Source organism: Microcoleus sp. AS-A8 (assembly GCA_039962225.1).
GTDB lineage: Bacteria > Cyanobacteriota > Cyanobacteriia > Cyanobacteriales > Coleofasciculaceae > Allocoleopsis.
Genome location: JAMPKV010000005.1, coordinates 321,990 through 346,376, shown reverse-complemented (window position 1 = coordinate 346,376; position 24,387 = coordinate 321,990). Strand labels below are relative to the sequence as shown.

Sequence of the window (24,387 nt, the reverse complement as noted above, 5' to 3'; positions counted from 1 at the left end):
GGTTTCTTCTACTTCATCAGGACAAAAAATACTTATAGATTCTGTCAAGCGAGTGCCGCTAGTTTAGTGTCTTGCTAATACTTCCCGATCGCTAAAGGTTTCCTTAGCAATAACCTACCAACAGAGATTTTCTGATAAGTTCTAAATCACATCTGCAAACGTGCGTTCGACCTTCCGAAAATACCAGACGCCACTAATTAAAAAAAGTGCCACTAATCCCATAGAGATTGTAAATCCCGGTAAGTAAAGGTTTGATTCCCCGCCTAAAATTGCCCAGCGGAAACCATCAATTACTCCCACCATAGGATTTAAAGAATAGAGCCAACCCCACTGGGGAAACCGTTCAAGCACGACGCTGCTACTAAATCCAACAGGCGAAATATATAAGCCGAACTGCACAATAAACGGCACAATATAGCGAAAATCGCGGTATTTTACATTCAGTGCCGCCAACCACAACCCCGCACCTATCGAGGCGGCAAAGGCAATACCAATAAACAGCGGTAGCGTCAAAATGCGCCAGGTAGGTACAAAGTTATACCAAGCCATTAGCCCCAGCAAAATCATCCCCGAAACCAGAAAATCCACAAAACTGACAATCACCGCACTGGCAGGTACAATCAAGCGGGGAAAGTAGACTTTGGAAATCAAATTGGCATTACTAATTAAGCTATTACTGCATTCAGACAGGGCATTGGCAAAAAACTGCCAGGGTAGCATGGCTGAAAACACCAAAATCGGGTAAGGCGCACCCTCAGACGGTAACTTTGCCAATGTGCCAAACACCACCGTGAAGACCACCATCGTTAAGAACGGTCGAATCAGCGCCCAAGCCATGCCAATGATTGTCTGCTTGTAGCGCACTAAAATATCGCGCCAAGCCAGGAAGTAAAATAACTCTCGGTATCGCCAGATATCTTTCCAATACTGGCTTTCGCTACGACCGGCTTCGATAATCAGTTCTTTAGTGTGCATCTTGTGGAGTAAAGAATTGCTCAGAATTGTTACAACTGATAATGCTCTGTTGGCATTAAAAGCCGTTGCTCATGCAGCAAGTGTCAGATGGATACGCTACACTTCCACAAAAGGTAGCTGGGTATTGCCCAGCCGATAGAAGACTGGCATTAACTCAAATAAAACCCCTGTCGAGCATCGATTGCTGCTAATGTGAGCGAGCGATCGCTTCTATTCTTTCCTACAGTTCCTACTAACCTGAATCAGGATAAATGCTGAGCGAAGGCTAACGCCAGGGTTTCCCTAGCTCCTGCAATGCCGCTAGGCTAGCGTCACGCCAACACTCGTTACCTTGCGATCGCCCCTTGTTAGGTGCCGTAGGCCATCGCCCAACACGGCTAACCTGTAGCACTTTATGAAATTTACATAAATTACTAATAAAATTTATATTCTTCAACGTTCCAGTAACTATCTGGTGAGTCCAGATTAGTTCTTACTATACGTTTCCCAACATAGCTATACATTGACTGACTCACTGTACGGACTTTAGGAATTTTATTGAGTCTCAATTTCAGTGCAATACTTCTGGGGTAGTTAGGCGACCAGTTTAATAAAGCCCGCATTTGGGTTAGGGATTTTTGAGCTTCTACTAAATATTGCTCAATCTGACGACTCCTTTGATTGGGTTGATAGCGAAATCCACCCAGTGGCGAAGGAGTTCCGTATAAGTCTGCATGGGAGTAAAAGCGAGACCATAGGTCAAAGTCGCCAGCTAAACTAAACTCAGTAGCAATAGAGCCACCCACTTTTTGCCAAAGGTTACGCCTCCAAAATGTCGATTCTTGTTGAATCCAACCTAGAGCCGTTTTATATGAACCAGGTAGATAAAAACCATCAAGATAAGCTTTTCTTGAGTAGCCAATGATCGAACCAATTCCATAACAAAAGCCATGCCAGTCCCAATAAGCGGGAGAGAGGGTGGTTAACCAATCGACTTCAGGCAGTTCAGACATGATACTCGCCACTGTTTTTAGCGTCCAAGAAAAATACATGTCGTCGCTGTTAAGCCATCCCATAATCTCACCACTAGAGTGAGCAAACCCTTTGTTAATGGCATCGTATTGCCCAGCATCAGGTTCGCTACACCAGAAATGAAGATGCTTTTCGTATTTTTTGATAATTTCTACACTACCGTCTGTAGAACCGCCATCAATGATAATGTACTCAAGGTTGGGATATCCCTGGCTGAGAATGCTCTGAATCGTTGCTTCAATAAATTCAGCCTGATTAAAAGAAGGAGTGACTAGAGAAATTTTAGGGAAATCCTTAACCATAACAACTCTGAATCCTTCTTAGCTGAGTAATTTTTTAGTCAGCTCTGCTCTTTGTTCTCGTGTTGCATAAAAATGATATTTTCTTAGCTGGCTTTGCTCACGCACAAAAGCGATATCAACTTGAGACATCGCTCCGTCTAACAAACGGTATTGCAAGTCAAATATATCATACGGGACAAAGCCTAAATTTTTCATAAAACTCAGGCAATCATAGACTTGTGGCCCACCTTTGAAAAACTCAAAAAATGAGACTTCAAGAATAATAAATTCTGTGTCTTTCAAGACTGTCTGTGCGCCCTTTAAGACCTCTAGCTCGGAGCCTTGTGTATCAATTTTTATCAGATATGGGCCTTCACTACCTCGCTCGGAGCAAATATTATCCAGTGTCATTGCAGGAATCGTCCGCTCCACCCCATTGACATCAGAATCCTCATCTTCTTTATAAAGGGATGAGCCTACCAGGTCAGGATGGACGTTGAGCACCAGTTTACCAGGTGTAGCTGTCGCGGCAGCAATAATATATTCAGCTTGCTCCAGCTTATCCACCAAAGAATTAAGGTGGGGGATGTATTCTTCAAGTGGTTCAATAAGGATATGTATGGCTTCAGGAAATACCTCATATAAGGCAAGAGTTCCACTAGCTGCACCAACATCAATGATGGTTTTAGGTTGAAGCCCATTTTGGCAAGCTTGGCGAAGACAACCGTACATTGATGCTCTAGGAGTTTGTTCGATCGCTTGTCTGTGGCGGTAAATCTCAAAACCTAATAATTTCAAAGATTTTCTAATTATTTTTTTGGTTAAATTAAACATTTTATAATCCTTATGTCAAAATGTAATTCTTAATAAAAAATTCAATGAATTCTATTACTTTATCAAAGCTTATTCAGTTGCTGACTGAATGATAAACCTCCACAGTTTTAGCTACAGTTTTATCCCAACTAAAAGTTTTTGCTCTTTGGTGTCCCTTGGTAATTAAGCGTTCGCGTTCTGTGGGATTATCGAGCAAAAACATCATAATATCAGTTAGAGCGCTAACTGACTTGGGGTTAAACATTAAACCAGCATCTCCTACGACTTCAGGAATACTGGAGCAGTTGGATGCAACAACCGGGGTTCCGCAGGACATCGCTTCTAGAGTAGGAATGCCAAAACCTTCATAGAGGGAAGGATAGACAAAAGCAATACTGCAACGATAAAGTTTGGCTAGATGGGCGTCGTTAGCATAGGTGTAGAGTTCAATGCGATCACTTAATTTGAGTTCAGCAATTCGTTTGATCTCTGTTTCCGAAAACGGGTAACCAACAACACAAAGCATAACATCGGGATTAATAGATGCTACGTTAGCAAAAGCTAATAATAAGGTATCAAAGTTTTTATAGCTAGCGTCACGGCTACCTACATAAAGATAGTATGGACGAGAGGGAACGGAGTCATCTCCCCAAGACAGACTTGAATCTATTCCGGCTGCAAGATAAGTAACCGTTATTTTATCTTCCGGTACGGAATACCAGTGCATTAAATCTTTCTTTGTATTTTCAGAAATACAGATTAGTCTATCCGCTGACGAAATGGCTTTACGTTTTAGTTCAACATGTTCACCCTTGGGATCGATTTTGTCACGAAATATTTCATGAACCATATCATAGACTGTCAACACAATAGGATAACGATATTGGTTGAGTTCTTGCTTTGAAAGTAACGAATAGTAGGTTGGATGAGCAAGATCGAAGGAATTGAACGTTGCGATCGTTTGGAAATAATGCTTCTCTAATTGGTGATATAGCCTTACTGGTCGAAATAATTTATACTCCCAAATTTTTAGATTTGAATGAACTGGATAAATAATATTTTGATGCTGAACTATAGTTAAATTAGGAATAAAATTTAGGGGTATCCTACTAATCAAATTAGTAAAATACCGAATCACACCTCCCGGTGTGTGTTCATTATAAATCTTATAAATTTTACCATCATAGAGAATACGCATTATCCCCGCTTTTTATTCCCCTAATATTTTCAAAGAACTGAATTTCACGCTCTCTTGCTATTTCAAATAAATCACTATCTTCAGTATGAAAAACACAAATATCACAGTAACGGTGCCCCAATCGACCTGAGAAATATAAGTGAAGCTCTTCCAAAAGTCTATAGTTATTAATATTGGCAGATAGCATTAAATCTCCAAAATTGTCATAAATTAATAAATTTTTATAACCATAGTTACTCAAATCATCGAAAATAGAAGTTCCATTATCTCCTTGCTCGGCTAAAAAAAATGGGTCATATTCAAAAAAGATGATAGGTTTTGCGCTTTTAAGAAAATCAGCAGCACCTCTGAGGATTTTGCAATCAAAACCGTCAGTGTCCACTTTAATCATTTTAGACTGGCAAAACGATGGATAATCTTTTAAAACATCTGATAGTTTTTTGACTTCTATAATGTTTTCTCCTACCATATTCTCACTGAGATGGGCTGTACCACCCTGTTTTATAGCGGTTCCTCTAATACTATTACTGGATTCTCCTAGGTAGGCTTGAACTATATGAACTTCTGAAAAAAAAGTAGCATTTTTTTCTAATACAGATAAAAACTGCTCATCTCCTTCAATACACAAAATAGGAAATTCAGCTTCTTTTCTCAAAAGAGCAATAGAGTCACCAATATTAGCTCCAACATCAATAAACTTTAGATGTTTATATTTTTCTTTTACATACTTGGCAAGTCTTGCAAGATTTGAAGAGTATAGAGGATAAGTTTTTAGGATAAAGGGTAATTGGTGAGAAAAAGGAAAGAGTAAATCAAAGCCAGCTATTTTATAGCTAATCAAAGGATCGCTCAACTTGATGATTTTATAAAATAGTCTAGTAAAGATGTTCGCCTTGAGCCTATTTAATTGAGTCTCATAAGAGGCATTAAGCACCTGATAGTAAACAAAGTGAAGCCAATAATTAATGCTGTTTTGCATTTTTAAATATAAATATTACATTCAAAAAATACACTGATAAAACAAGATCATAAACATTAAAAAAATTGCCTATACAGCGATATTCTATCATGCTATAAAGCGCAATAATTAATTTTTGAATGCCAAGAAGGAAAAATGACGACCAGGAGTATCCAACTTTTTCGAGAGATGCCAGCCATAAAAGTCTTGTACGAATTCTTGGGAAGCCAGCAAACTAGATAGTTTGGTACCAATGCGAAAATGAGTAAGCATGGATGTAGTCATCGATTGAAACTCTTGTTGGGTCATGGGTGCATAATTAAGTACACTCTCATAATGACCCATCACTTTTTGAATCTTTAATCCTGCTGAGCTAATGGCGTCTGTATACTCTTGCAATAGATACGCGTTTTCTTCTCCGTAGAGAGAGTGTAAAGCGTGAGAATCTAAAAAGATTTGCAGGTCTTCTTTTCTAGAAATGACGTGTTCGCGAGCCGCTAGAAAAACACCACCGCACCTCAAGACTCGTGCGGCCTCTTTACAAAACTGTTTTAGATCTTGGGCGTGATGGAGTACCGCTCGTGCGTACACAACATCAAAATAATTATTTTGAAAGGGTAATGTTTCGCCGTATTCTTGAACAATTTCAATAGGCAAATTGGTCTTATCAACTAAATCCTGAATAGCTTTAGCCCCAACTAACGAACTAGGGTCAGGTTCTAGGGCAGTGACGGAGCATCCAGCTTTAGCAAAGGCATAACTAACAATTCCTCTTCCTGCCCCAATGTCTAATACTTTGCCAGGAAGATGTTTTCGCAATAGATGCTTTATCGCGTTCCATTCCTCGCTATTACTAAACCGCTCAGCCGCTGATTCTAAGGGATCATCGTAATAACAATGATATACAAGTTCTTGTTGATCGGGCTGCTGCCGTAACCAACTTACGGCTTGTTCTAAGGTATAAGGAAATTGGCTATTCATATAAAGTCTCACTTCCACAGCTCTAAAGCAGCAACAGCCCTACTAGCAGCAGCATAGTCAGGGTCATAATCTTTCGTGCTTTCTGGATTAAAATATTTTGTATCATGGATATTGAAACCTTCAAATTTTTGGCAATATTGCTTATTGCTAAGTGTCCAACCACCTGATTCATAGCAGTAATAAGTTTCAATAAACTTATCGGGAGCAAAATTATCGATCAACAGGTTAATCATCTTAGCATCAAACTGTTGATACCAGCCAAAATCTGTGTATTTACCATAAGGTACAGTAATATAAACTTTTCCTCCCGGTTTGGTTACTCTCTTCAGTTCTGTTATAGCTTTCAAAAAATCAAATTTATTTTTTTCGACAAAGTCTGGATTGGATGAATAAATTGAGTTATCCATTCCCAAATGTTCAATAGTTGATATTGAAACAACATCATCAAAGAAATTTTCCTTAAATGGGAGGTCGCGGAGGTCGCAAAATGCATAAGAGATTCGTTTGTGCCAGTAACAATCCGCTTCAGGTTCTAAGGTTACAATTGTAATGTCCTTTTTTAAGAGATTTTGGTGTTGGAGGATATAGCTAAAATTAAGGGCTGAACCCGCATCAAGCAATTTACCCGGTTCTTGAGTAATACGTGAAATAAACCAAGGATATTCAACAACTCTATCATCCAAAAATTCACCATAGCCTTGAGGTAATGGCAAACAATTCTTAAAATCATCTATAAGATGATTGTCATTAAGTGATTGACTAATAAATTTCTCTTTAAATAGAGAATATCCTTCTGTCCAAGGTTTGCGGTTATTGTTTATATATAAATCTATTTGACGCTTTTGCTCTCGGATATAAAGCCAAGTACGCCATTTGTCATAGATTCGCATTATTAAAGATTGAGTATTCATAGAATATTTTTGGATGAGACTTTTAAAACTTAACCATATTAGTTAACTCGGTGTATATTTTTTTTATATTCACACTTACTAAATTAGGGTTTTTCATATTTCTAGGACAGAGGACAGAGTTGAATGTATAATTATCAGCCTCTGTGTCCCTAACGACCAATGGCGAATGTTTTATTTCCCAAATATTAGTGAGTGGCAATGTTGACAAGGGATTTTCACTATTAGAAGTATGTGTTCCATCGATCCCAAAACCGATATTAGATACAAGATTTGAATCAGGCAATATTGCTAGACCATTTTGACACCAGCAGGCATAAACCCACTGATAATCCCACGTATCTACAGCATCCTTAAATACTCGTTCAAAGATGTCTATCCAGTACTTTTGTTCATAGGAATCTTCGCACCAAGAAGAAAGTATTTCTAAAGTTTTATATGGTGACCAAGTTTTTATATGAACATCATAGTGTTTCCAGGCTCTACGCCAAGAAGCCCAGCCCCAAATATGGGGATATTTTGAGAAGTAGTAACTATATTCAGTTCGACTCTGACCAAATTGAAAATTATTCCCGCTAATATGCATAATCCGTTCATCATGTCGGTAATGCTCGATCAGAGTCTGACAAAAATAGAAAAAAGACGGTGCTGGCAAACAATCATCTTCTAAAATAATTGCTTCTTCAACCTGTGAGAAAACCCAATCTAATCCGCTAGAAACGCGATGTTTACATCCCAAATTTATTTCTGAAAAATTAGTTAAAACTTCACAATCCCAATCAACTCGCTCAATAACTGCCCTGGCTTGTCGGCACTTCTCTGCTTCTTCAGGGAAGCGAGGGCCATCCGCAACTACCAGCAACTTCTTCGGTTTAGCTTGAGCGATCGCATCAAAGACAATACTTGTTAAATCAGGGCGATTGAAGATGAGAAAAGCAACAGGTGTATTGAGCATAAGTCAACTTTTTGCTTTGAAAATTAGAGTACAAACAGACTTTGCATATAGCTGATAATCTTGCTTATCCATAAATATAGCTAACTTTGATTCATCGATTTCTTTTAAAGAGGATAAGTTCAGATCTTCGACTAAAACTAGTTTAGGTCTATATTTTCGCCAATCATTTGATTTTAAAACTTGGTAATCTAAACCTTCAACATCAATATTCAAAAAATCAATTTCTTGATTTCCAGGTAAATATTTATCTAATATTTCTGCTAATCTATAAGTCTGCAATTTTTCCTGAGCAATAATCTTATAATGCCTCAGCCCATCCCGCTCATGAGCCGTTTTTTCACAAAAACCATTTAAAGCAGGTTCATTAAATTTGTAATAAGTCAACGTTTGATTGTTATCAGAAATAGGAAATTCTAAATTAATATCCTCAGGTCTAAGTTTATGAAAATTTTCCATACTTCCTGGCATAGCATCAAGATTAATACCTCGCCACCCTTTTAAATAAAAGTAATAGGTATTAGAAAATCGCTGGGGATGATGTGCGCCTACATCCACATAAAAACCTTGGGTTTGTTCGGAAAAAAATCTTGCCAACATCATATCCTCACCTTCCTGGGAGTAGGAGAGATTATGATAAAGATATAGCTCTTTGGGATAAAGATAAAATTGCTCAGGAAAACAAGTTACTTGAAAGGCTACTTTTAATCTTCTTAACGCACCCCTAATGGTTGGCATGGATAGACTTATTTCCTATAAAATGAATTCAAGAGTTTACTCTGGGTTTGCCACTTGAACTAAACTACCAATCCCATATTCTGGCTGTAGTTCAGAGCGAGATTTTAGAGAAAAACTTCGATCTAAGAATATAGAAGTTGTCCAGGTGTAATAATTAATTGGGCCTAATCCCGTAAAGTCAACTTGAATTAAACCTGCCTCTCTTAAACAGGTTGTTGTCTTAGGAAACCAATCCGAGTTATCCAGTATGATTAACCCACCTGGGGCAAGGCATTGAACAGCTACCTCAGCACAGGATAGTCTGTGAACACCATCAATTACAATTACATCATACTTTCTATGCTCTTTAAAAATTGAATTAACATAATCCTTCTCCTCTTCAATTAGAAGTAGTTCTTGATTTGAATTCATTTCGCTTTTTAGGGATACATACCATTCCTTATCGCTTTCGATGCTAATTACACTTCTAGCTTTTTTAGCCCAAAACAAAGAACTATTTCCAGCCCCATACTCAAAAATATCCTTATCTTGATAATCTAGTTGATTTAAATATTCAAAAGCTGGATAAGTATACCAAGGAATTGGATCTCCTGCTTTACTCAAGGGCTTGTTTTCCTGAACAGATAGCAAGTGACCATATTCTATCTCAACAGTTTCTATTGTCCAGAGGAATCTATCAATTCCAATAGTTTTTATGTGATTCCATATTTTTTGAAATTTACGAGCATTATAAACTTCTTTCCATACTTTAGATTTCAGAGAAGTCGGAACAAGCTTTTTAATAATTTGAGGTGGCGAATATAGCATTTTGCTGATCTACTTTGATTAAGCTTGCTTAACTAACTATATTGAAAAATATTTTATAAAAGCGCTTGCAAATTTGGCTTAACTCCCCAACTGGCTTCAACCAGGCAAACCCCATGAGTGATTTGTGGCACCTCACCACACCCATAAAAATCTCCATCAAGGACGGTAAAATTGGCGGCATCTTCCATGAAATCTAAATAAAGTCCATCAAAACCCTGATTGGGCATCACACTATAGGTGATTTTGTAGGTGGATGGGGGTAAAGGCAAGCGTCTAATTTGGCATACAAAAGCTCCCTTTTCAGGGAGAATCCCAAAATCTTCCTGAGATAAACGATTATGTTGAAGAAAAACAGCTACATCTAACTGAGTTTTCACGATAAGACCAATCAGAATATTTGTGAGTTTAATAGGTGAATAATTCTCAAAATAAAAGTATATATTTAATTCTTGTCCACAAGTTACAGCATCGAGAAGATTTCCCTCTTTGTCTCTGATTTCAATCGCGACAACCCTAACTTCACCTGAACCTTGCCGATCAGTTCGTTCTTTTAGAGAACTCACACTTGTGGATAAATTCGTTAGGTACTGGGTTAAGCATTCGGTTTGGCTACCGATATACTGTAGCTTTCCTTGATGTAGGACAATACCGTGTTGACACAATTTTTCGACAGCTGCCATATTATGACTCACAAATAAAACGGTTCGCCCTTCTTTCCCCACATCTTCCATCTTCCCCAAGCACTTTTTCTGAAACGCTGCATCCCCTACCGCTAGCACCTCATCCACAATTAAAATCTCAGGTTCTAAATGAGCGGCTACTGCAAAGGCTAAACGCACATACATGCCAGAAGAATAACGCTTAACAGGCGTATCAAGAAACTTTTCAACTTCCGCAAAAGCGACAATCTCATCAAATTTCTTTTTGATTTCTACCTTACTCATCCCCAGAATGGCACCGTTAAGATAGATATTCTCTCTCCCCGTCAACTCTGGATGAAAGCCTGTTCCCACTTCTAAAAGACTGGCAACTCGCCCTTTAATCGAAATACGCCCAGTCGTCGGCTCCGTAATTCGGCTTAAAATTTTTAAGAGCGTGGATTTTCCTGCGCCGTTACGACCAATAATCCCAACGCGCTCGCCTTGCTGAATTTCAAACGACACATCCTTGAGTGCCCAAAACTCTTCAACGGTTGGGTCAACAATCTTTTCTTTTGAGGGCTTCCACAACTTATGCCCCAATGACTTGGCACCATTAGATATTACATCTCGAAGTGAGATGTAACCCTCTTGTCTCTGGTGACCAATGATGTACTTCTTACTCAGGCTTTCAACCCGAATCACCGTATCAGACATTACAGCAATCTCCAAGAAAGCCCACAGCCTTTAGGTGTGGAATTGCTGCATACTCCAAGAGTACACCAAATGAGTTTACAAGTGAAACGAGGGATTCGTCATCCTGATCTTCGGAGGAATTAGTGTAGCGATGCAAGTCAAGCGCACATCACAACCGATGAGGCGAGAGTATGCCCCATTTTAAATGACATCGGCGAATGTGCGTTCTACCTTACGAAAATACCAAATACCCGTCGCCAACAGCACAATAACGAATCCCACAGACAGCATAAATCCCGACCAATAAATCTGGGTTGTTTCCCCTATAATCGCCCAACGGAAGCCATCAATCACCCCCACCATGGGATTGAGCGAATAAATGAAGCGCCATTGTTGGGGCACAATACTACTACTAAAACCAACCGGCGAGATGTATAAGCCAAATTGCACAATAAACGTTACAATATAGCGAAAATCTCGATATTTGACATTCAGTGCTGCCAACCACAGCCCTCCACCCATCGAGGCTGCAAACGCAATAAGAATAAACAACGGTAGCGTCAAAATTCGCCAACTGGGTATGAAATTATACCACGCCATCAACGCCAGCATGATCATCCCAGAAATCAGAAAATCCACAAAGCTGACAATCACACTACTGGCAGGCACAATCAGACGGGGAAAGTAGACTTTAGCAATTAAGTTTGCATTGCCAATCAAGCTATTACTGCATTCACTCAGGGCATTGGCGAAAAACTGCCAGGGTAGCATTGCTGCAAACACCAGAATAGGGTATGGCACACCCTCAGAGGGTAATTTTGCCAATGTACCAAACACAATGGTGAACACAACCATCGTGAGAAAGGGTCGAATCAGCGCCCATGCCATACCAATCACCGTCTGCTTGTAACGCACCAAGATGTCCCGCCAAGCCAAGAAGTAAAACAATTCCCGATAGCGCCACAGGTCCTTCCAATACTGGCTTTCGGCGCGACCCGCCTCGATAATCAGTTCCTTCGTATGCATGGTAAAAGCCCCTACACTTAATTCAAGAAGTATCCAGTCTGAATGATGAAGCAGGACTCCCTAGTATGTGAACTCATCCCAGAGTCTGTCACGCCATAGGGTTTCATTTTCAGCTTTTATACTTCAGCCCTTTCAAGTTTATTTGTGAAGAGGAACCGATTGACCCGTAATCGGTTCTATGGGGCGAGAGGAAAATGATTCCATTGCCTCCCCAGCCGCTTCACACAACACCTGCGAGTACTGTTGGGCAATCAAATCAGGGGTAAAGTTGGACTGTAGATAGCGACGCCCTGCCTGACCCATCTGCTTGGTCAGTGGGCTATCGGCGGCTAAGCGACGAATAAAAGCGGCTAAACCTTCAGCATCGCCGTTACTGAACGCCTCTCCACAGCCAGACTCCTGAAGCATAGCTCGCAGATAGGAATGTGGTTCGCAAATAATGGCTAAGGGACGCCCTGCTGCCAAGGCGGCATAAAGCTTACTGGGGGCAACCAACCCTTCCATCCCAGGACTGACGCTGACCAAGGACAAGTCACAGGCGGTCAGAGAATAGGGCAGGTTTTGTTTATCTTGGTAGGGCAAGAACTGGCAATTGTGCAAGCCTAGCTGACTCGCTTCTGCCCGGAATCCTTCACGCTTCGCCCCATTGCCGATGAAGACAAACTGAATCGGCTGATCTTTTAAAAGTTTAGCGGCGGCCAGGATGGTTTCCATATCATGGCAGCGACCCATATTGCCCGAATAGAGAACCGTAAAGGTATCCACCAGATTGAAGGCTTTGGCAAACCAATTTTGATGTTTGGCGATTGGGACGATTTGATTGGGGTCAGCCCAATTATGAATTACGCTAATTTTATCCTTAATTTCTGGGCATTTGGCGACAACCCGGTCTTTCATCGTAGAGCTAAGAACGATGACTTTTTGTGCCCGTCGCCAAACGTGACGGTTGACGGTATCCCAAAGTCGGACGGCCCAATGTTCGTGAGAAACAACTTTGAGTTCGACGGCAACATCCGGATATAGATCGTAAAGCAGGCAAACATAGGGTAAACCAAAAGTCTTGTGAACTAGGTACCCTAGAAGGGGTAAGAAGGGAGGAGCGGTGGTCAGGAGTAATACATCGCCACGACTACGGGTTCGGAGTAAATGAACTCCCGAACGCAGGCAAAAAAGGAGCCCATTCAGGGCTTTACCACGAATGCGCTTTGACCAAATTCGAGTCATCCGCGATCGCTTAATTTTCACCTGCTCTAAGTGTTCGATCGCTGGAGCGGACTCTTTGTTATATGCATAACCCGGCTGTCCTGTAAATATGTCAACGGGTAGACCCTGACGCCCCAACTGAAGTGCTAGTTCTTCGATTAGCTGCCCCGTTGCAGCGTAATCAGGCGGAAAAAACTGCGTAATGATTGACAGTTTGATCCGTCTGTTGTTTCGTACCAAAGTATTTCCTTTACTCATTTCGCCTCGCTACTGAGTCGGGTGGGCTTATGAACTATCTTTCCCTTTTTCTGTTGATTTGCGATCAAGCTTCAACAAGCAGTGGGAATTGCAGGTTAAATTCTGAGAATAACGCTTCTCAAGGTCTTGGGGCTGGTTTTATCCAAACTATCTCTACTCAGTTTTGATCTGTTTTCCGGAATAGATTGGTTTAAAAGTAATTACAAATGAATCGAGTCTAACTTGTCATTCGTCAATTGGACGTAAAGCTTACCTCCTATGTTGCCTGGTTTGCTTACTCTTTATAAAAGCGATTAAAAGTTTTATTTACCAAGACCAAGTTGTTTATCCTGACGGACGGGTTAAGAGCTGTATCAGTAATTGGTAAGACTTGATCGCTCGGTCTATCCTCAGCTCAGTTTTTCTGAATTTGAGGAGAATAAAGGTTACTTTTCTCACGCCAACTGTAGCGTTTTTGAATTATGGGTCTAGATGGAGAGTATCAACCGTTGCTGCCCAATGACAACGGTAAGCAGCTATCTCACTTGTCTCCACTCTACACAGCGGAGTTGTCTGAGCTTGACCAAGACAAACTCGATCTGGGTAAGGTTTTGGCGATCGCCCGTCGGCGATTAATTATTATTGCCGGTGTGGCGATCGCCGTTGGCTCTGGGGTGGCTGCCAAGGTCATGAAACAGGTTCCCAGATATGAGGGCAAATTTCAACTGCTGGTCGGTTCAGTTTCGGGTGCAGATAAGGTTGATGAACTAACTCAAGCCCTCAGCAAAAACACCAATATCCCCATGGAGAGTCCAGACTACGAGACCCAGATTCAGGTCTTGTGGAGTCCTCAGGTGATGTCTCCGATTGTCAAGCAAATTCAAAAGCGATATCCGGACATTAACTACGACATGCTGCGGGGTCAGTTGGGGATTTCCCGACTGGCAGAGACTAAAATTTTAGAAGTTCGCTATCAGGATTCAGACCCGGAAAAAATTCAGTTCATCTTAGAGCAAGTCGCCCAAGGCTACATCAAGTACTCGGAGACAGAACAGCGAACCAGCCTCAGTCAAGGTCTGAAGTTTGTCAATGGACAGACAGAGCAGCTCAAAAAACGAGTGAATGAGCTTCAGCAGGATATCCAGAAATTGCGGCAGAATTACAAAATTGTCGATCCAGAAACTCAAGGTCAACTGTTGACCAATCGTGTCGGCGATATTACCAGACAACGACAAGAGACCGAAAGCCAGCTAGGTGAAGCACAAAAGCTCTACGTCGAGCTAGAAACTCAGTTATCGGAGTTAGGGGTAACACCAGAGCAAGCGATCGTTTCGTCAGCACTCTCGGAAGCCCCTCGCTACCAACAGTTACTTAACCAGCTTGCTGAAGTTAAGAGTAAGATTGCCAAAGAGTCAGCGCGGCTACAAGACGACAACCCGATCATGCAGAGGCTGCGCGACGAAGAACGCAGATTAGAACCCTTGGTAGAGCAGGAAGCGTTAACGGTTGTGGGCAATGGAGCTTCTGGCGTCCCCGACAATCCTGAATCCCTGGCTTCCCCCAGTTCAATTCGCCAGGATTTGACGAAAAAGCTGGTTGATACCAAGAACCAATTGCAGGTTCTTCAAGTTCGCCGCCAAGAAATTGCTAACGCTGAACGTCGGCTCAGTCAGCAACTCACCGATCTACCCGTTGTCGCTCGTTTCTACACCGATTTACAGCGGCAGCTCAGTGTTGCAACAGAAAGCTTGAGCCGCTTTCTCGCCGTTCAGGAGAAGCTGCAAATTGAGGACTCTCAAAAGACTCCGGCTTGGCAGAAGATATCCGAGCCACAAAAGCCCCAAGCCCCCATCTCACCTAACGTCCCGCGTGGTTTGGTTCTCGCTGGCATTGCCGGGTTACTAGCTGGAGCCGGTGCCGGATTTTTAGCGGAAAAGCTAGACAAGGTTTTCCACTCACCGGATGAACTCAAAGATAGCACCGGTTTACCCATCTTGGGCACGATTCCATTTACCAAAGATCTGAAGAAACGTGCTACAGCGCCCTCTGTCAATGTGATGCCAGATGCCGAGCGTCAAACGATTAGATTTGGAGGTTCATCTTATGGGTATAATTCTTCTCCCTTTTTAGAGTCGTTTCGCACTCTCCACACCAACCTGCAATTTATCAGTCCGGATCAACCGATTCGTTCGTTGGTGATTAGTTCCTCAACACCCGCAGATGGCAAATCCACTGTTACCACATTCCTGGCTCAAGCCGCAGCAGCGATGGGATTACGGGTGTTGCTGGTGGATGCGGATTTGCGGCGTCCTCGCATCCATGAAACGACGGATTTGCCTAATGTCTGGGGACTCAGCAATGTGATTTCCAGCGAAATCCATGTGGATGATGTGATCCAGCGATGCTCCTTTGGAGCCGATTCCCTAACACCCACAGATGATAATTTGTTTGTGCTGACAGCCGGTCAAATTCCTCCCGATCCGACTCGACTTCTGGCTTCTAAAAAGATGCGGCATTTAGTTGAGCGCTTCCAAGAGCAATTTGACTTAGTCCTTTTTGATACACCCCCTCTGCTGGGTTTAGCGGATGCGAGAATTCTCGCGGCTCATACCGATGGGATTGCCTTGGTGGTGGGACTGGGAAAAACGGATCGTGCGGTGTTGACCGAAGTGTTGTATGGATTGAGAACCTCTCGCGCTCGTGTCCTGGGATTGATTGCCAATGGTGTTAAAAACTACACGACGAGTACCTATGACCAATATCTGCGATATTACACCCAAGATCCCCAGAGGCAAAAGCTGAGTCGGCGTTGAGTTTTGGCGGCGGCACACAGTTAAACTACCGTGCAACCGGGAAGCGCTTTCCTTGCCCGATCGCCTCATAAACAGAGGTAAGGTTAAGAGCGATCGCACTCCAAGAATAACGACGACTCACCAATCGTTTGCCATTTTCACCCAGTTCAGTACGACGGTTTGGCGAGATGAGTAACTCTTGTATTGCCCTCACCAAGGTATCCAACTCTCCTTTAACCACTAATCCCGCATTGGCTTCGGCAATATCTGGAGCAATTTGAACATCGGGAGTCACAATCACGGGCACTCCTGCCGCCATGGCTTCAGCTACAGCAATACCAAAGTTTTCCGAAAACGAAGGTAAAACAAAAATATCCGAACCTTGTAGCAACAAATCTTTATCGGCACCCGTAACAAAACCCGGTATCGTTGTCCGCCTAGCTAAACCCAGAGATGAGACTAAATGAGTGAGGTAGGCAAGATAGTCCGATTCTCCTGAACCCGCCAAAATTAGATGAAAATCGTAGTTGAGGCTGGTGAGTTTCGAGAGTGCTTGTAACAACAAATCAGGGCGTTTCTTGGGGTGGAGGCGAGACAGAAACAGAACTATCGGGGTTCCCGGTTTAATGTTATACCTCTCGCGGATGCTTTGCTTAGACTGAAATTGGTAAGTCGGCAGATTGACCCCGTAAGGAACCACAAAGGTAGGAGCCTGTACTCCAAAATTGCGAACATCCCGTGATTCTTCTGGCGTTGCACAGTGGATGGCTACAGCTTGGTTGAGGTTATGGCGTTCGATGGGGGAATAGACTTGCTTTTTAAGGCGTCTATGATTGAGTGCCCAAGGAGTCAACATGCCATAAGGCGTTGCGATGTAAGGAATTTTGTGGAATCTCGCCAGTGCAGCAGCACAAGTGGGAGCGTAGGAAAAGAGGTAGTGAGTATGAACTAAGTCATATTCTGTCAAATGTTCCCCTAACCAGCCCGTTAAAGCCGTAGAGAAAATAAATTCCTTCATCGGAAGGAAAATTCGGGGCAAAAACCATACGGGAACATGCTCATATTGAACTCGTTGATATAACGGCACATCTAACACCTCAGACCCGTTATCATTGGTTGTTACAATTTCCGTATCACACCCTTTCTCCCGTAAAGCTCTGACGATCTCCAGCAGGATTTGAGTGGGGCCTCCTTTTACCTTTGCTAGGGAAGGAATGACGTGGAGTAATTTCATTTTTAGCATTCTTTATTAAGTCATATAAGCTTTGATTAAAGCGTTCCCTAGAGAAAAAATCAATAACTTTGTGTCGTAATTATTCTTTTGGATAGATGAAGTAATTTGGCTCAGCTCCTTAGAAAAGGACTAACGCTCCTAGTTCTTGTTAAGGCAAACAGGCCGGTAAATTTTGAGCCGTACACAGTCGCTCAAAGAGCAAATCTGCGATCGCTTGATGACCGGAAACCGTTAGGTGTATTCCATCGGGTTGATAAAAGGTTTCTACTGTCTTTTTCGGCAGAGTTGACCAAGCTTGGTGAGCGTCGATGACGCTGACTTGTAAAGAATTGAGCAACTCAAGAAATTCTGGCTTGTACGTTGGCACATTGAAACTTGGAAGCAGATTGTTCAGATTAGGCGTAAACAGGACAAAAATAGGACGTTGTTGAGTACGAACCCAAGTGACAAGCGCGTTCAAGTTTTGTAGATTCTGCTGAAATTGCTGATCCAGTTCTTGGACGGAAGGCCGCGAAACGTTAGCTGGGGGAGAACCTAAGCGCAAAAGATTGGCTAATCTAGGCCATGCGTAGCGAGTCAGAGCCTCCTGAATTGCCAAAAGTGGGGGTCGATCTGGGTAGGATGGATCGTGTCCGACGCGAGCGCTAGTACTGGTGGGTTGCACTAGGTCGTCAGTACCAATTTGTGAGATCACCGCCTCACTCTCAAATGTGCCAAACTTGCGGAGATAGGCTAACTGGTTACCAATTGCCCAAGACCCTGCTGAAGCATTGATTACTTCTACTGGTTGTTTTTTGGCAGCTAATCGCGCCTCAAAAAGTGCTGAAATGGTTTGCGTTTGATCGGTGAGGGTGCCACCGTTGATAATGGAGTCACCTGTGAGCAAAATCCTCAAAGTGCCTTGAGGCTTAGGGGTAGTAACGGGTTGAGAGCGTTGAGAGTACTCGTTGTACTTAATGGTTTTGCCAAAGCGGAATACGGTTTGATTGGGTCGATAGCGGTAGCCTATATCCGCATCCGCTTGAAATAACACCGGGCTACCTAATCCCAACGCCAGCCGTAAGATCAACTCAATGACAAGTAAGGCGGCAACTGTACACCCCGGTATCCAGTATTTGGCAGGAAATTTCATGGTAGAAGGATGAAAAGTTTCTTAGCTCATGGATTGGAATAAGATTCAAGAATTTTAGAGTTTTTAATTAAATCACCTAAGGTTTTCTGAAAGCACTCAAATGAAAATTTTTCAATAACTTTTTGTCGTAATAATTCGGGTTCATAAATTAGAGAGTTTGGATAAGTGCCTTGCAAAATTTGAAGGATTGTTTTTGCGATCGCCTCCACATCATCCGGGTTAACTAAGGCTCCCAGTTCCCCCTGACATAAGGCATCAATTGCTCCATCTTGATTCCCCCCTAAGGTAGGTTTTCCACAAGCTAAGGCTTCCAGATAGACAATTCCAAATCCTTCCCCCTTACTCGGCATCACAAAAACATCACAGAGATTGTAATGGTCGCACAGTTCGCGATCGGGGACAAATCCCGCCAATGTGACACAATCTTTTAAATTTAGCTGATTAATGACCTGTTCAATCCGGGGGCGGTCATCTCCTTCACCCACTAAAATGTAGTGGATGTTGGGAATAGATGAGCGAATTTCTGGTAAAGCGTGGAGGATTTGGTCATAGCCTTTGTAGCGATCGGAACTCGATAAACGACCAACCGTTAAGAGAATGGGTTGTTTAGGTTCTAAGCCATAACGTTGGAGTAAATAATCTGGTTTGGGACTAATTTTAAAACGTTTGGCATCAAAGGTAACGGGTAAGAGGCTGATTTTATCAAGGGAAAGATTTTGTTCATCAATTAAGCGATCGCGGGTATAGGTACCGATCGAGATGACCTTGCCTGCTGAATGGAGGGCTTTAATTTTTCCTGGATCTCGAACCTCCCAAGCATCTGTACCATAGACAATAATCCAATAAGGAATTCTTGTCAGTTTATGAATCCAGAATGCGACAGGTGAAAAATTAATATGACCACATAATATTAAGTTTGGTTTTTTTTTCAAGACTCCGGAAATGAGGGTGAGCGAAAAATAGGGTGTTTGTAAAAATCGGGGCAGGTTTCCACTAAAGATAAATGAGAGATGTGGGGAAGGCCATTTATCTTGAGAAGAGCATCTGTCAAGTTTGTCAAAGATGGACAATTTTAAACTAGGGAATTCATTGATTAACCCTTTTATAACATCCTGTAAATAGACTTGAATTCCTCCCTTAAACTCAAATAGATTAGGAACCCACAGGTGAAAAGACATGACAGTTTTAGTCTTTTGCATAAGTTCTGTTATATAGATGTTTTAGACCTTGATGAACTAAGCCTAACTGTGGTTTAAAATCTGCAACATCTGACTGGCTAATTTCTGACGATATCGCTCCCACGTTAGCTGTTCAGCTTGGCGACGAGCAGCACGACCCATTTCGGCTAATTCTAAGGGATGTTGATAGCACCACTCTAGTTTTTCTTTTAACATTTCTGTATCGCGAATTGGTACAATAAAGCCTTCTATGCCATCGGTAATAATATCAGAACCGCCAGCATTTGGCGTGGTAATTAGCGGAATTCCACAAGCTAATGCCTCTAATTGCACTAAGGCAAGTCCTTCAACCAGAGAAGGGAGTACTAAAACATTGGCTGAGCTATAGTACTGATTTAATGAGGCATGAGGTACGGATGAAATATAACGGATTTGCTCGGTGTATCGCTCTAACCAGCCTTCCGGAAAATCATTGATTCCTACCAATAAAAGCTCAGATTGAGAAAAATTTAATTCCTGCCAAGCTTGTAATAAATAGTGAACACCTTTACGAGGCTCTACACGACCGACAAATAACACTCGAAAAAATTTATCATTTTTAGGTTGTGGTTGGAAATAATCAATTGGTGCACCGAAAGTAATTACACTTATCTTGTCTTTATTTACGCCTGCCTCAAGTAAGGAATTCTGAACAAAGGAAGAGGGGGCAAAAATGTGGTCGGCTAATTGAATTTCCTCCTCTTTTCGCTCAAGTTTCCACGTCGGTTCTTGAGTTACTTGCAACGCTGAAGCTAAGTTGGGAAATCGTTCAGCTTCTTGTGCCAATAGAGCGTGACTTGTGCGATAAAAGGCGATGGGTAGATCGTATAAGCACAGGATACCTTGCTGTTTTGCCATCTGGAATATCGTAGCCGCACTATCTTCGTAAGCATAGACGGCATCCAACTCTTGGAGATGATGTTCGGCGACGTGACGATCCAGTGAGAGATAGATGTGATCGACGAGTTCTTGATAGCTGAAACCCAAGCGGCGATATAAACCTGTTTTCACAAGGATAAGCCGTATGACTTCCTGCCAGGGATGCGTCCGCATCAGTGTACCTGGGGGGGGAACCCAAGTTCTGCGTCCTAATTCCTGCGTGACACGGTCTTTAATTTTCTTGGGTAGTAGAGTTAAGTAAGGTGAAAAAGAGCCTTCAGGATTATAGGCAATGGTCGTAATAATTTCCTTGAGTAATCCAATTTCTGATAAAGCGATCGCACAATTTCGGGAGTTAGGATTACCTGTAGGATGAATTAGGGAAATACGAGGATAGGACATGTTCCTGCCAAAATTGTTGTTCTCTTTGCCAGTTTTCTATTTGTTCCAATCGAGGTAGCAAAAAGATAAAGCTGCTGAGAAACCAATAGTAAACGGCGTAGGTATGGTGAAATACCAGGAACCCATTGATTTGGATGAGCTGGAGTAAGAAAGCCACGAGTGCTAATTCGCGCAAGAATCGTGTTTTTAAGCTCAAAAAGGTACGTAGAAGCATAATTAGAATACTTACCCTCAAACCATACCAAAAAAGAAAGCCGAGGGGGCCTAACTCTAAAGCAATTCTGCCCATTTCTGGTTCAAAATAAGTTGGAATAACTTCACCCGGTGGTAAATTCAAGATTAGGCGAATTGTGGGGGCAGCTTGATGGGTTGCGCCAGTGCCAAAGCCATCCAGTTCTTTATATTTGATAAAGTCAATAGGCTCCGTGAAACTGAGTAAAATTCGTCCAGATACATCTTTATTAGATGTTGTACGCAGCCAAAAAGCTTCGATTGCCGGACTAAACCAGATAAAGCCAGCAATTGCAACAATTATAGTAGGCACAATTAACTTTTTGAGCAGACGCACTGCGCTGGAAGGTCGAGTCAATCCTTTCGCACAGAAATAACCTATTAAAAATAAAACTTCAGCTAAAATTGTGGTACGAGAACCAGTCATGAAGGAATTAATGCTCACTAAAAATAGGGCTATAACACCGATAATTTGCCATTTTAGCGACTGTTTGACTGAAAGCAGGGCTATCAGTAAGGCAAAGCAGACTATCAGATAGACAGCGTAGTTATTAATATAGGAAAAGGTGCCCGTGATGCGGACTGCTGATGTTGCTCCGAATGTAGCTTTTCCGACTGCTGCTTCGTCAGCATAAGCATTAATAAAACTGTCATAAGGGCTAAAGAACTGAACAATACCGATGAGGCCACAAGGTATAGTTAGCAGGAGGTGCGATCGCAAAAATTTGAAAAGTTCATCTTCTGACTCAAACAAATATGGAATCATCCAAATCAAGGGGATGTATACCAGATAGCCTCTGAGTCCAAAAATGCCAACTAACGGCGACCCTAAGCTAGGATTAAACGCCTGGAAAATGCACCAGCCCATAGCAATAAATATCAAAACATTAACAATTTGTCTTCCTCCTTTTTTGGGTAACTTGTCTTTAGGAACTGAGAAGGCATAAAAATTCAAATATGCACCGATCAATACCACATCTTTGAGAAAATAAATCATCTCACTAGCCTGAGGCAGTACCCACTTTCGCAGTGCGCCCTCAAAAACTAGAAGAATAAAGACAGCTTTTACGGAACGACGCCACTTCAAAGCTGAAAGATAAAAGATAACGACACAAGCGAATAGAGCAATTACCAGCTTCACTCAATGAACCTTTAGAGATTTTATAGATTAATTAATTGATTCAGCAATTGTCAAAAGTGAGGGGTAGTTCTTTTTTAGATTACTGAGCCGATAGGCAATTTTGACGGCTTGATGCTGAGAAACTATGGAGCCAAGCGTTTTCAACAGAAAAGGGCCATAAATAAGATCTTGGTGAACAGGACGCCAGCCGCAGTAAACTAGAAGATTAGTGATAGTTTGAAATGTCCAGCATTGAAAATGTTGATTAGAATCTGGCTTTAAACTCGGTTTTAAATCGACTTCTACGGGAAGGATAAGAATTAATTGACCTCCCGGTTTGAGGTAGCGATGAAAATTTTTCAAATCTTCTGCTGGTGTTGGTGAATGTTCCAGTGAGTGAGAAGAAAGTAAAAAATCAAAATAGTTTTTAGGAATACTTTCTACACGGTTTAAAGCCTTTTTTCCATTTTGGTTCAAAAAATTAACAGCATAGTCTGAATAATCAAAAAATGTAACATTTTTTAGAGCGGCTGAAACCTGTCCTAAACCACAGCCAAAATCTAAAACCGATGAATCAGAATCGAGTTTGTTTTGCTCAAAAATTATGTTTTTCCAATATAAAGAAAGAATTTCATAATATTTTTTATCTGCAAATATTTGTGCATAATGACTACTATAATAATCTTGGTTATACAAGTCTAAGTTCCTCATTTGATTAATTCATGGGTTTAATAAATTAACAAAATATTGAAATCGATCATTGATGTTTCTCTAAACTTCCCTCCCTTAAACTTACTTAGCGATGATTTAATAAAGACTTATATATATTTATATATTTTTCCGTCAGATGTAATTCATCAAATTTTTCAACTTGAAAAGAAGAATTTTCTAGTTGTTGTTTAGCCAATGACTCATCAGTGAGAAGTTTTATCATACATTCATAAAGCGATTCGTAGTCTCCATTCTTAAATTTCAAACCAGCGTTACCTACACATTCTGCATGGCCTCCAAACTCAGATACAATAATATTTTTACCAGCCGCCAATAATTCTAAGGCTACTCCTCCCATCGGTTCTTCCCAAACTGAGGGAACAACAGCAATCTTGCTTTGAGCAATAATTTCTATTAAGTCTTTACCATATTGAGAACCTAAGAAAAATACATGCTCGGTAAGTTGTAGTTCTGATACCAGCTTTCCCAAGTCTGATCTTATATTCCCTTCGCCTACAATAGCCAGTTTTTTTCCTCGGCCATTAGGAGAAAAAAGTAGTAAATGAAATGCCTTAATTAAATCGGGGACACCCTTCTCACTAACTAAGCGACCCACATAGATATAATCATATTTTTTAGATACTCCGTTTTTTGATAATTTGAATTGATTGAGGGGATAGGGAGTGTAGGATACGATTTGATTTTTTAAAGGTTGTCGTTTAGCCACCCACTCTGTAGCCGCAATATTCAAATCTACCTGAGCAGCAACATAACGCCTAATTCCTAACTTAATAGACTCACGTAAAAAGTGAATTAAACCTTTTTTTTGAAAGTGGTAAATTAAGGAAGGTATGGGAGTGAGGGGAGCTGGTTCACCATCTACCCAACCCAAACCATCAACACAGGAAACTTGATAGCCATTGTGTGTCCAAATGAAAGGTTTATTATTCAATTTGGCAAAAGGAAACAGGGCAATACTTGCACCATTGGAATGTACTAAGTCACATTGACGTGTCAGATCAAATCGCTCTCTCAGTTTTGGCTGTCTAACCACTCTATAACTCCGGTTATCTTCTTGCTCAGAAGGCGTTTCTGTGACAACGATGCATTCCTGTCCTAACCGAACAATATTTTCAGCGAGTGTAGCCGTGATAGTCTCAACGCCACCCAAAGAAGGCCAAAATACAGAAGAGTAGAGCAAAATTTTCATCCGATTCTTGGGCTATTCTTAGTCTGCAATTAACTTG

Annotated in this window: 21 protein-coding genes; 1 reads left to right on the top strand and 20 read right to left on the bottom strand. The window is 41.5% G+C overall.

Features of this window, described 5'->3' with window-relative positions; genetic code table 11:
* Positions 1 to 141: 141 nt before the first annotated feature.
* The 13 genes from NDI48_10650 to NDI48_10590 form a co-directional block, all read right to left on the bottom strand.
* Positions 142 to 975 carry an ABC transporter permease gene (locus NDI48_10650; protein MEP0831666.1) on the bottom strand — a complete coding sequence of 278 codons (834 nt, stop codon included), beginning with the start codon at positions 973 to 975 and terminating at the stop codon, positions 142 to 144.
* A 413-nt stretch (positions 976 to 1,388) separates the two neighbouring features.
* Positions 1,389 to 2,288, bottom strand: a complete 900-nt coding sequence (locus tag NDI48_10645; GenBank protein ID MEP0831665.1) for a glycosyltransferase — start codon at positions 2,286 to 2,288, stop codon at positions 1,389 to 1,391.
* Positions 2,289 to 2,306: 18 nt separating this feature from the next.
* Entirely contained in the window at positions 2,307 to 3,101 is a 795-nt protein-coding gene (locus tag NDI48_10640; GenBank protein ID MEP0831664.1) for an FkbM family methyltransferase, read from the bottom strand.
* 73 nt (positions 3,102 to 3,174) lie between these two features.
* Entirely contained in the window at positions 3,175 to 4,278 is a 1,104-nt protein-coding gene (locus NDI48_10635; GenBank protein ID MEP0831663.1) for a glycosyltransferase family 4 protein, read from the bottom strand.
* Positions 4,262 to 5,257, bottom strand: a complete 996-nt coding sequence (locus tag NDI48_10630) for an FkbM family methyltransferase (protein ID MEP0831662.1) — start codon at positions 5,255 to 5,257, stop codon at positions 4,262 to 4,264. The genes NDI48_10635 and NDI48_10630 overlap by 17 nt, the downstream gene beginning before the upstream one ends.
* 108 nt (positions 5,258 to 5,365) lie before the next feature.
* Positions 5,366 to 6,217, bottom strand: coding sequence for a class I SAM-dependent methyltransferase (locus tag NDI48_10625; GenBank protein MEP0831661.1), 852 nt, complete (start codon positions 6,215 to 6,217; stop codon positions 5,366 to 5,368).
* 8 nt (positions 6,218 to 6,225) lie between these two features.
* On the bottom strand, positions 6,226 to 7,128 hold the full coding sequence (locus tag NDI48_10620; GenBank protein MEP0831660.1) for a class I SAM-dependent methyltransferase: 903 nt from the start codon (positions 7,126 to 7,128) through the stop codon (positions 6,226 to 6,228).
* 22 nt (positions 7,129 to 7,150) lie between these two features.
* Positions 7,151 to 8,080, bottom strand: coding sequence for a glycosyltransferase family 2 protein (locus NDI48_10615; GenBank protein MEP0831659.1), 930 nt, complete (start codon positions 8,078 to 8,080; stop codon positions 7,151 to 7,153).
* Positions 8,081 to 8,083: 3 nt separating this feature from the next.
* Positions 8,084 to 8,815: an FkbM family methyltransferase gene (locus NDI48_10610; protein ID MEP0831658.1), complete on the bottom strand. Its 732-nt coding sequence runs from the start codon at positions 8,813 to 8,815 to the stop codon at positions 8,084 to 8,086.
* Between the two features lie 36 nt (positions 8,816 to 8,851).
* Complete coding sequence (locus NDI48_10605; protein ID MEP0831657.1) at positions 8,852 to 9,622, bottom strand: hypothetical protein; 771 nt, start codon at positions 9,620 to 9,622, stop codon at positions 8,852 to 8,854.
* Between the two features lie 53 nt (positions 9,623 to 9,675).
* Entirely contained in the window at positions 9,676 to 10,977 is a 1,302-nt protein-coding gene (locus NDI48_10600) for an ABC transporter ATP-binding protein (protein MEP0831656.1), read from the bottom strand.
* A gap of 180 nt (positions 10,978 to 11,157) precedes the next feature.
* Positions 11,158 to 11,982, bottom strand: a complete 825-nt coding sequence (locus NDI48_10595) for an ABC transporter permease (protein MEP0831655.1) — start codon at positions 11,980 to 11,982, stop codon at positions 11,158 to 11,160.
* Between the two features lie 138 nt (positions 11,983 to 12,120).
* Complete coding sequence (locus tag NDI48_10590; GenBank protein ID MEP0831654.1) at positions 12,121 to 13,443, bottom strand: glycosyltransferase family 4 protein; 1,323 nt, start codon at positions 13,441 to 13,443, stop codon at positions 12,121 to 12,123.
* Between the two features lie 461 nt (positions 13,444 to 13,904).
* On the opposite strand from NDI48_10590, the gene NDI48_10585 reads away from it, so the two are divergent.
* Positions 13,905 to 16,235, top strand: coding sequence for a polysaccharide biosynthesis tyrosine autokinase (locus NDI48_10585; protein MEP0831653.1), 2,331 nt, complete (start codon positions 13,905 to 13,907; stop codon positions 16,233 to 16,235).
* 25 nt (positions 16,236 to 16,260) lie between these two features.
* Here the strand turns inward: NDI48_10585 and NDI48_10580 are convergent, their stop codons facing one another.
* From NDI48_10580 to NDI48_10550, 7 genes are all read right to left on the bottom strand, one after another.
* A complete protein-coding gene (locus NDI48_10580) occupies positions 16,261 to 17,448 on the bottom strand; it encodes a glycosyltransferase (GenBank protein MEP0831652.1) in 1,188 nt (395 codons plus the stop codon).
* Positions 17,449 to 17,596: 148 nt separating this feature from the next.
* Positions 17,597 to 18,580: an SGNH/GDSL hydrolase family protein gene (locus tag NDI48_10575; protein MEP0831651.1), complete on the bottom strand. Its 984-nt coding sequence runs from the start codon at positions 18,578 to 18,580 to the stop codon at positions 17,597 to 17,599.
* A 26-nt stretch (positions 18,581 to 18,606) separates the two neighbouring features.
* On the bottom strand, positions 18,607 to 19,512 hold the full coding sequence (locus tag NDI48_10570; protein MEP0831650.1) for a glycosyltransferase: 906 nt from the start codon (positions 19,510 to 19,512) through the stop codon (positions 18,607 to 18,609).
* Between the two features lie 309 nt (positions 19,513 to 19,821).
* Positions 19,822 to 21,078, bottom strand: a complete 1,257-nt coding sequence (locus NDI48_10565) for a glycosyltransferase family 4 protein (GenBank protein MEP0831649.1) — start codon at positions 21,076 to 21,078, stop codon at positions 19,822 to 19,824.
* On the bottom strand, positions 21,038 to 22,450 hold the full coding sequence (locus NDI48_10560; protein MEP0831648.1) for an O-antigen polysaccharide polymerase Wzy: 1,413 nt from the start codon (positions 22,448 to 22,450) through the stop codon (positions 21,038 to 21,040). The genes NDI48_10565 and NDI48_10560 overlap by 41 nt, the downstream gene beginning before the upstream one ends.
* 27 nt (positions 22,451 to 22,477) lie before the next feature.
* On the bottom strand, positions 22,478 to 23,125 hold the full coding sequence (locus NDI48_10555) for a class I SAM-dependent methyltransferase (protein ID MEP0831647.1): 648 nt from the start codon (positions 23,123 to 23,125) through the stop codon (positions 22,478 to 22,480).
* Between the two features lie 100 nt (positions 23,126 to 23,225).
* Positions 23,226 to 24,350, bottom strand: coding sequence for a glycosyltransferase family 4 protein (locus tag NDI48_10550; protein ID MEP0831646.1), 1,125 nt, complete (start codon positions 24,348 to 24,350; stop codon positions 23,226 to 23,228).
* Between the last annotated feature and the right edge of the window lie 37 nt (positions 24,351 to 24,387).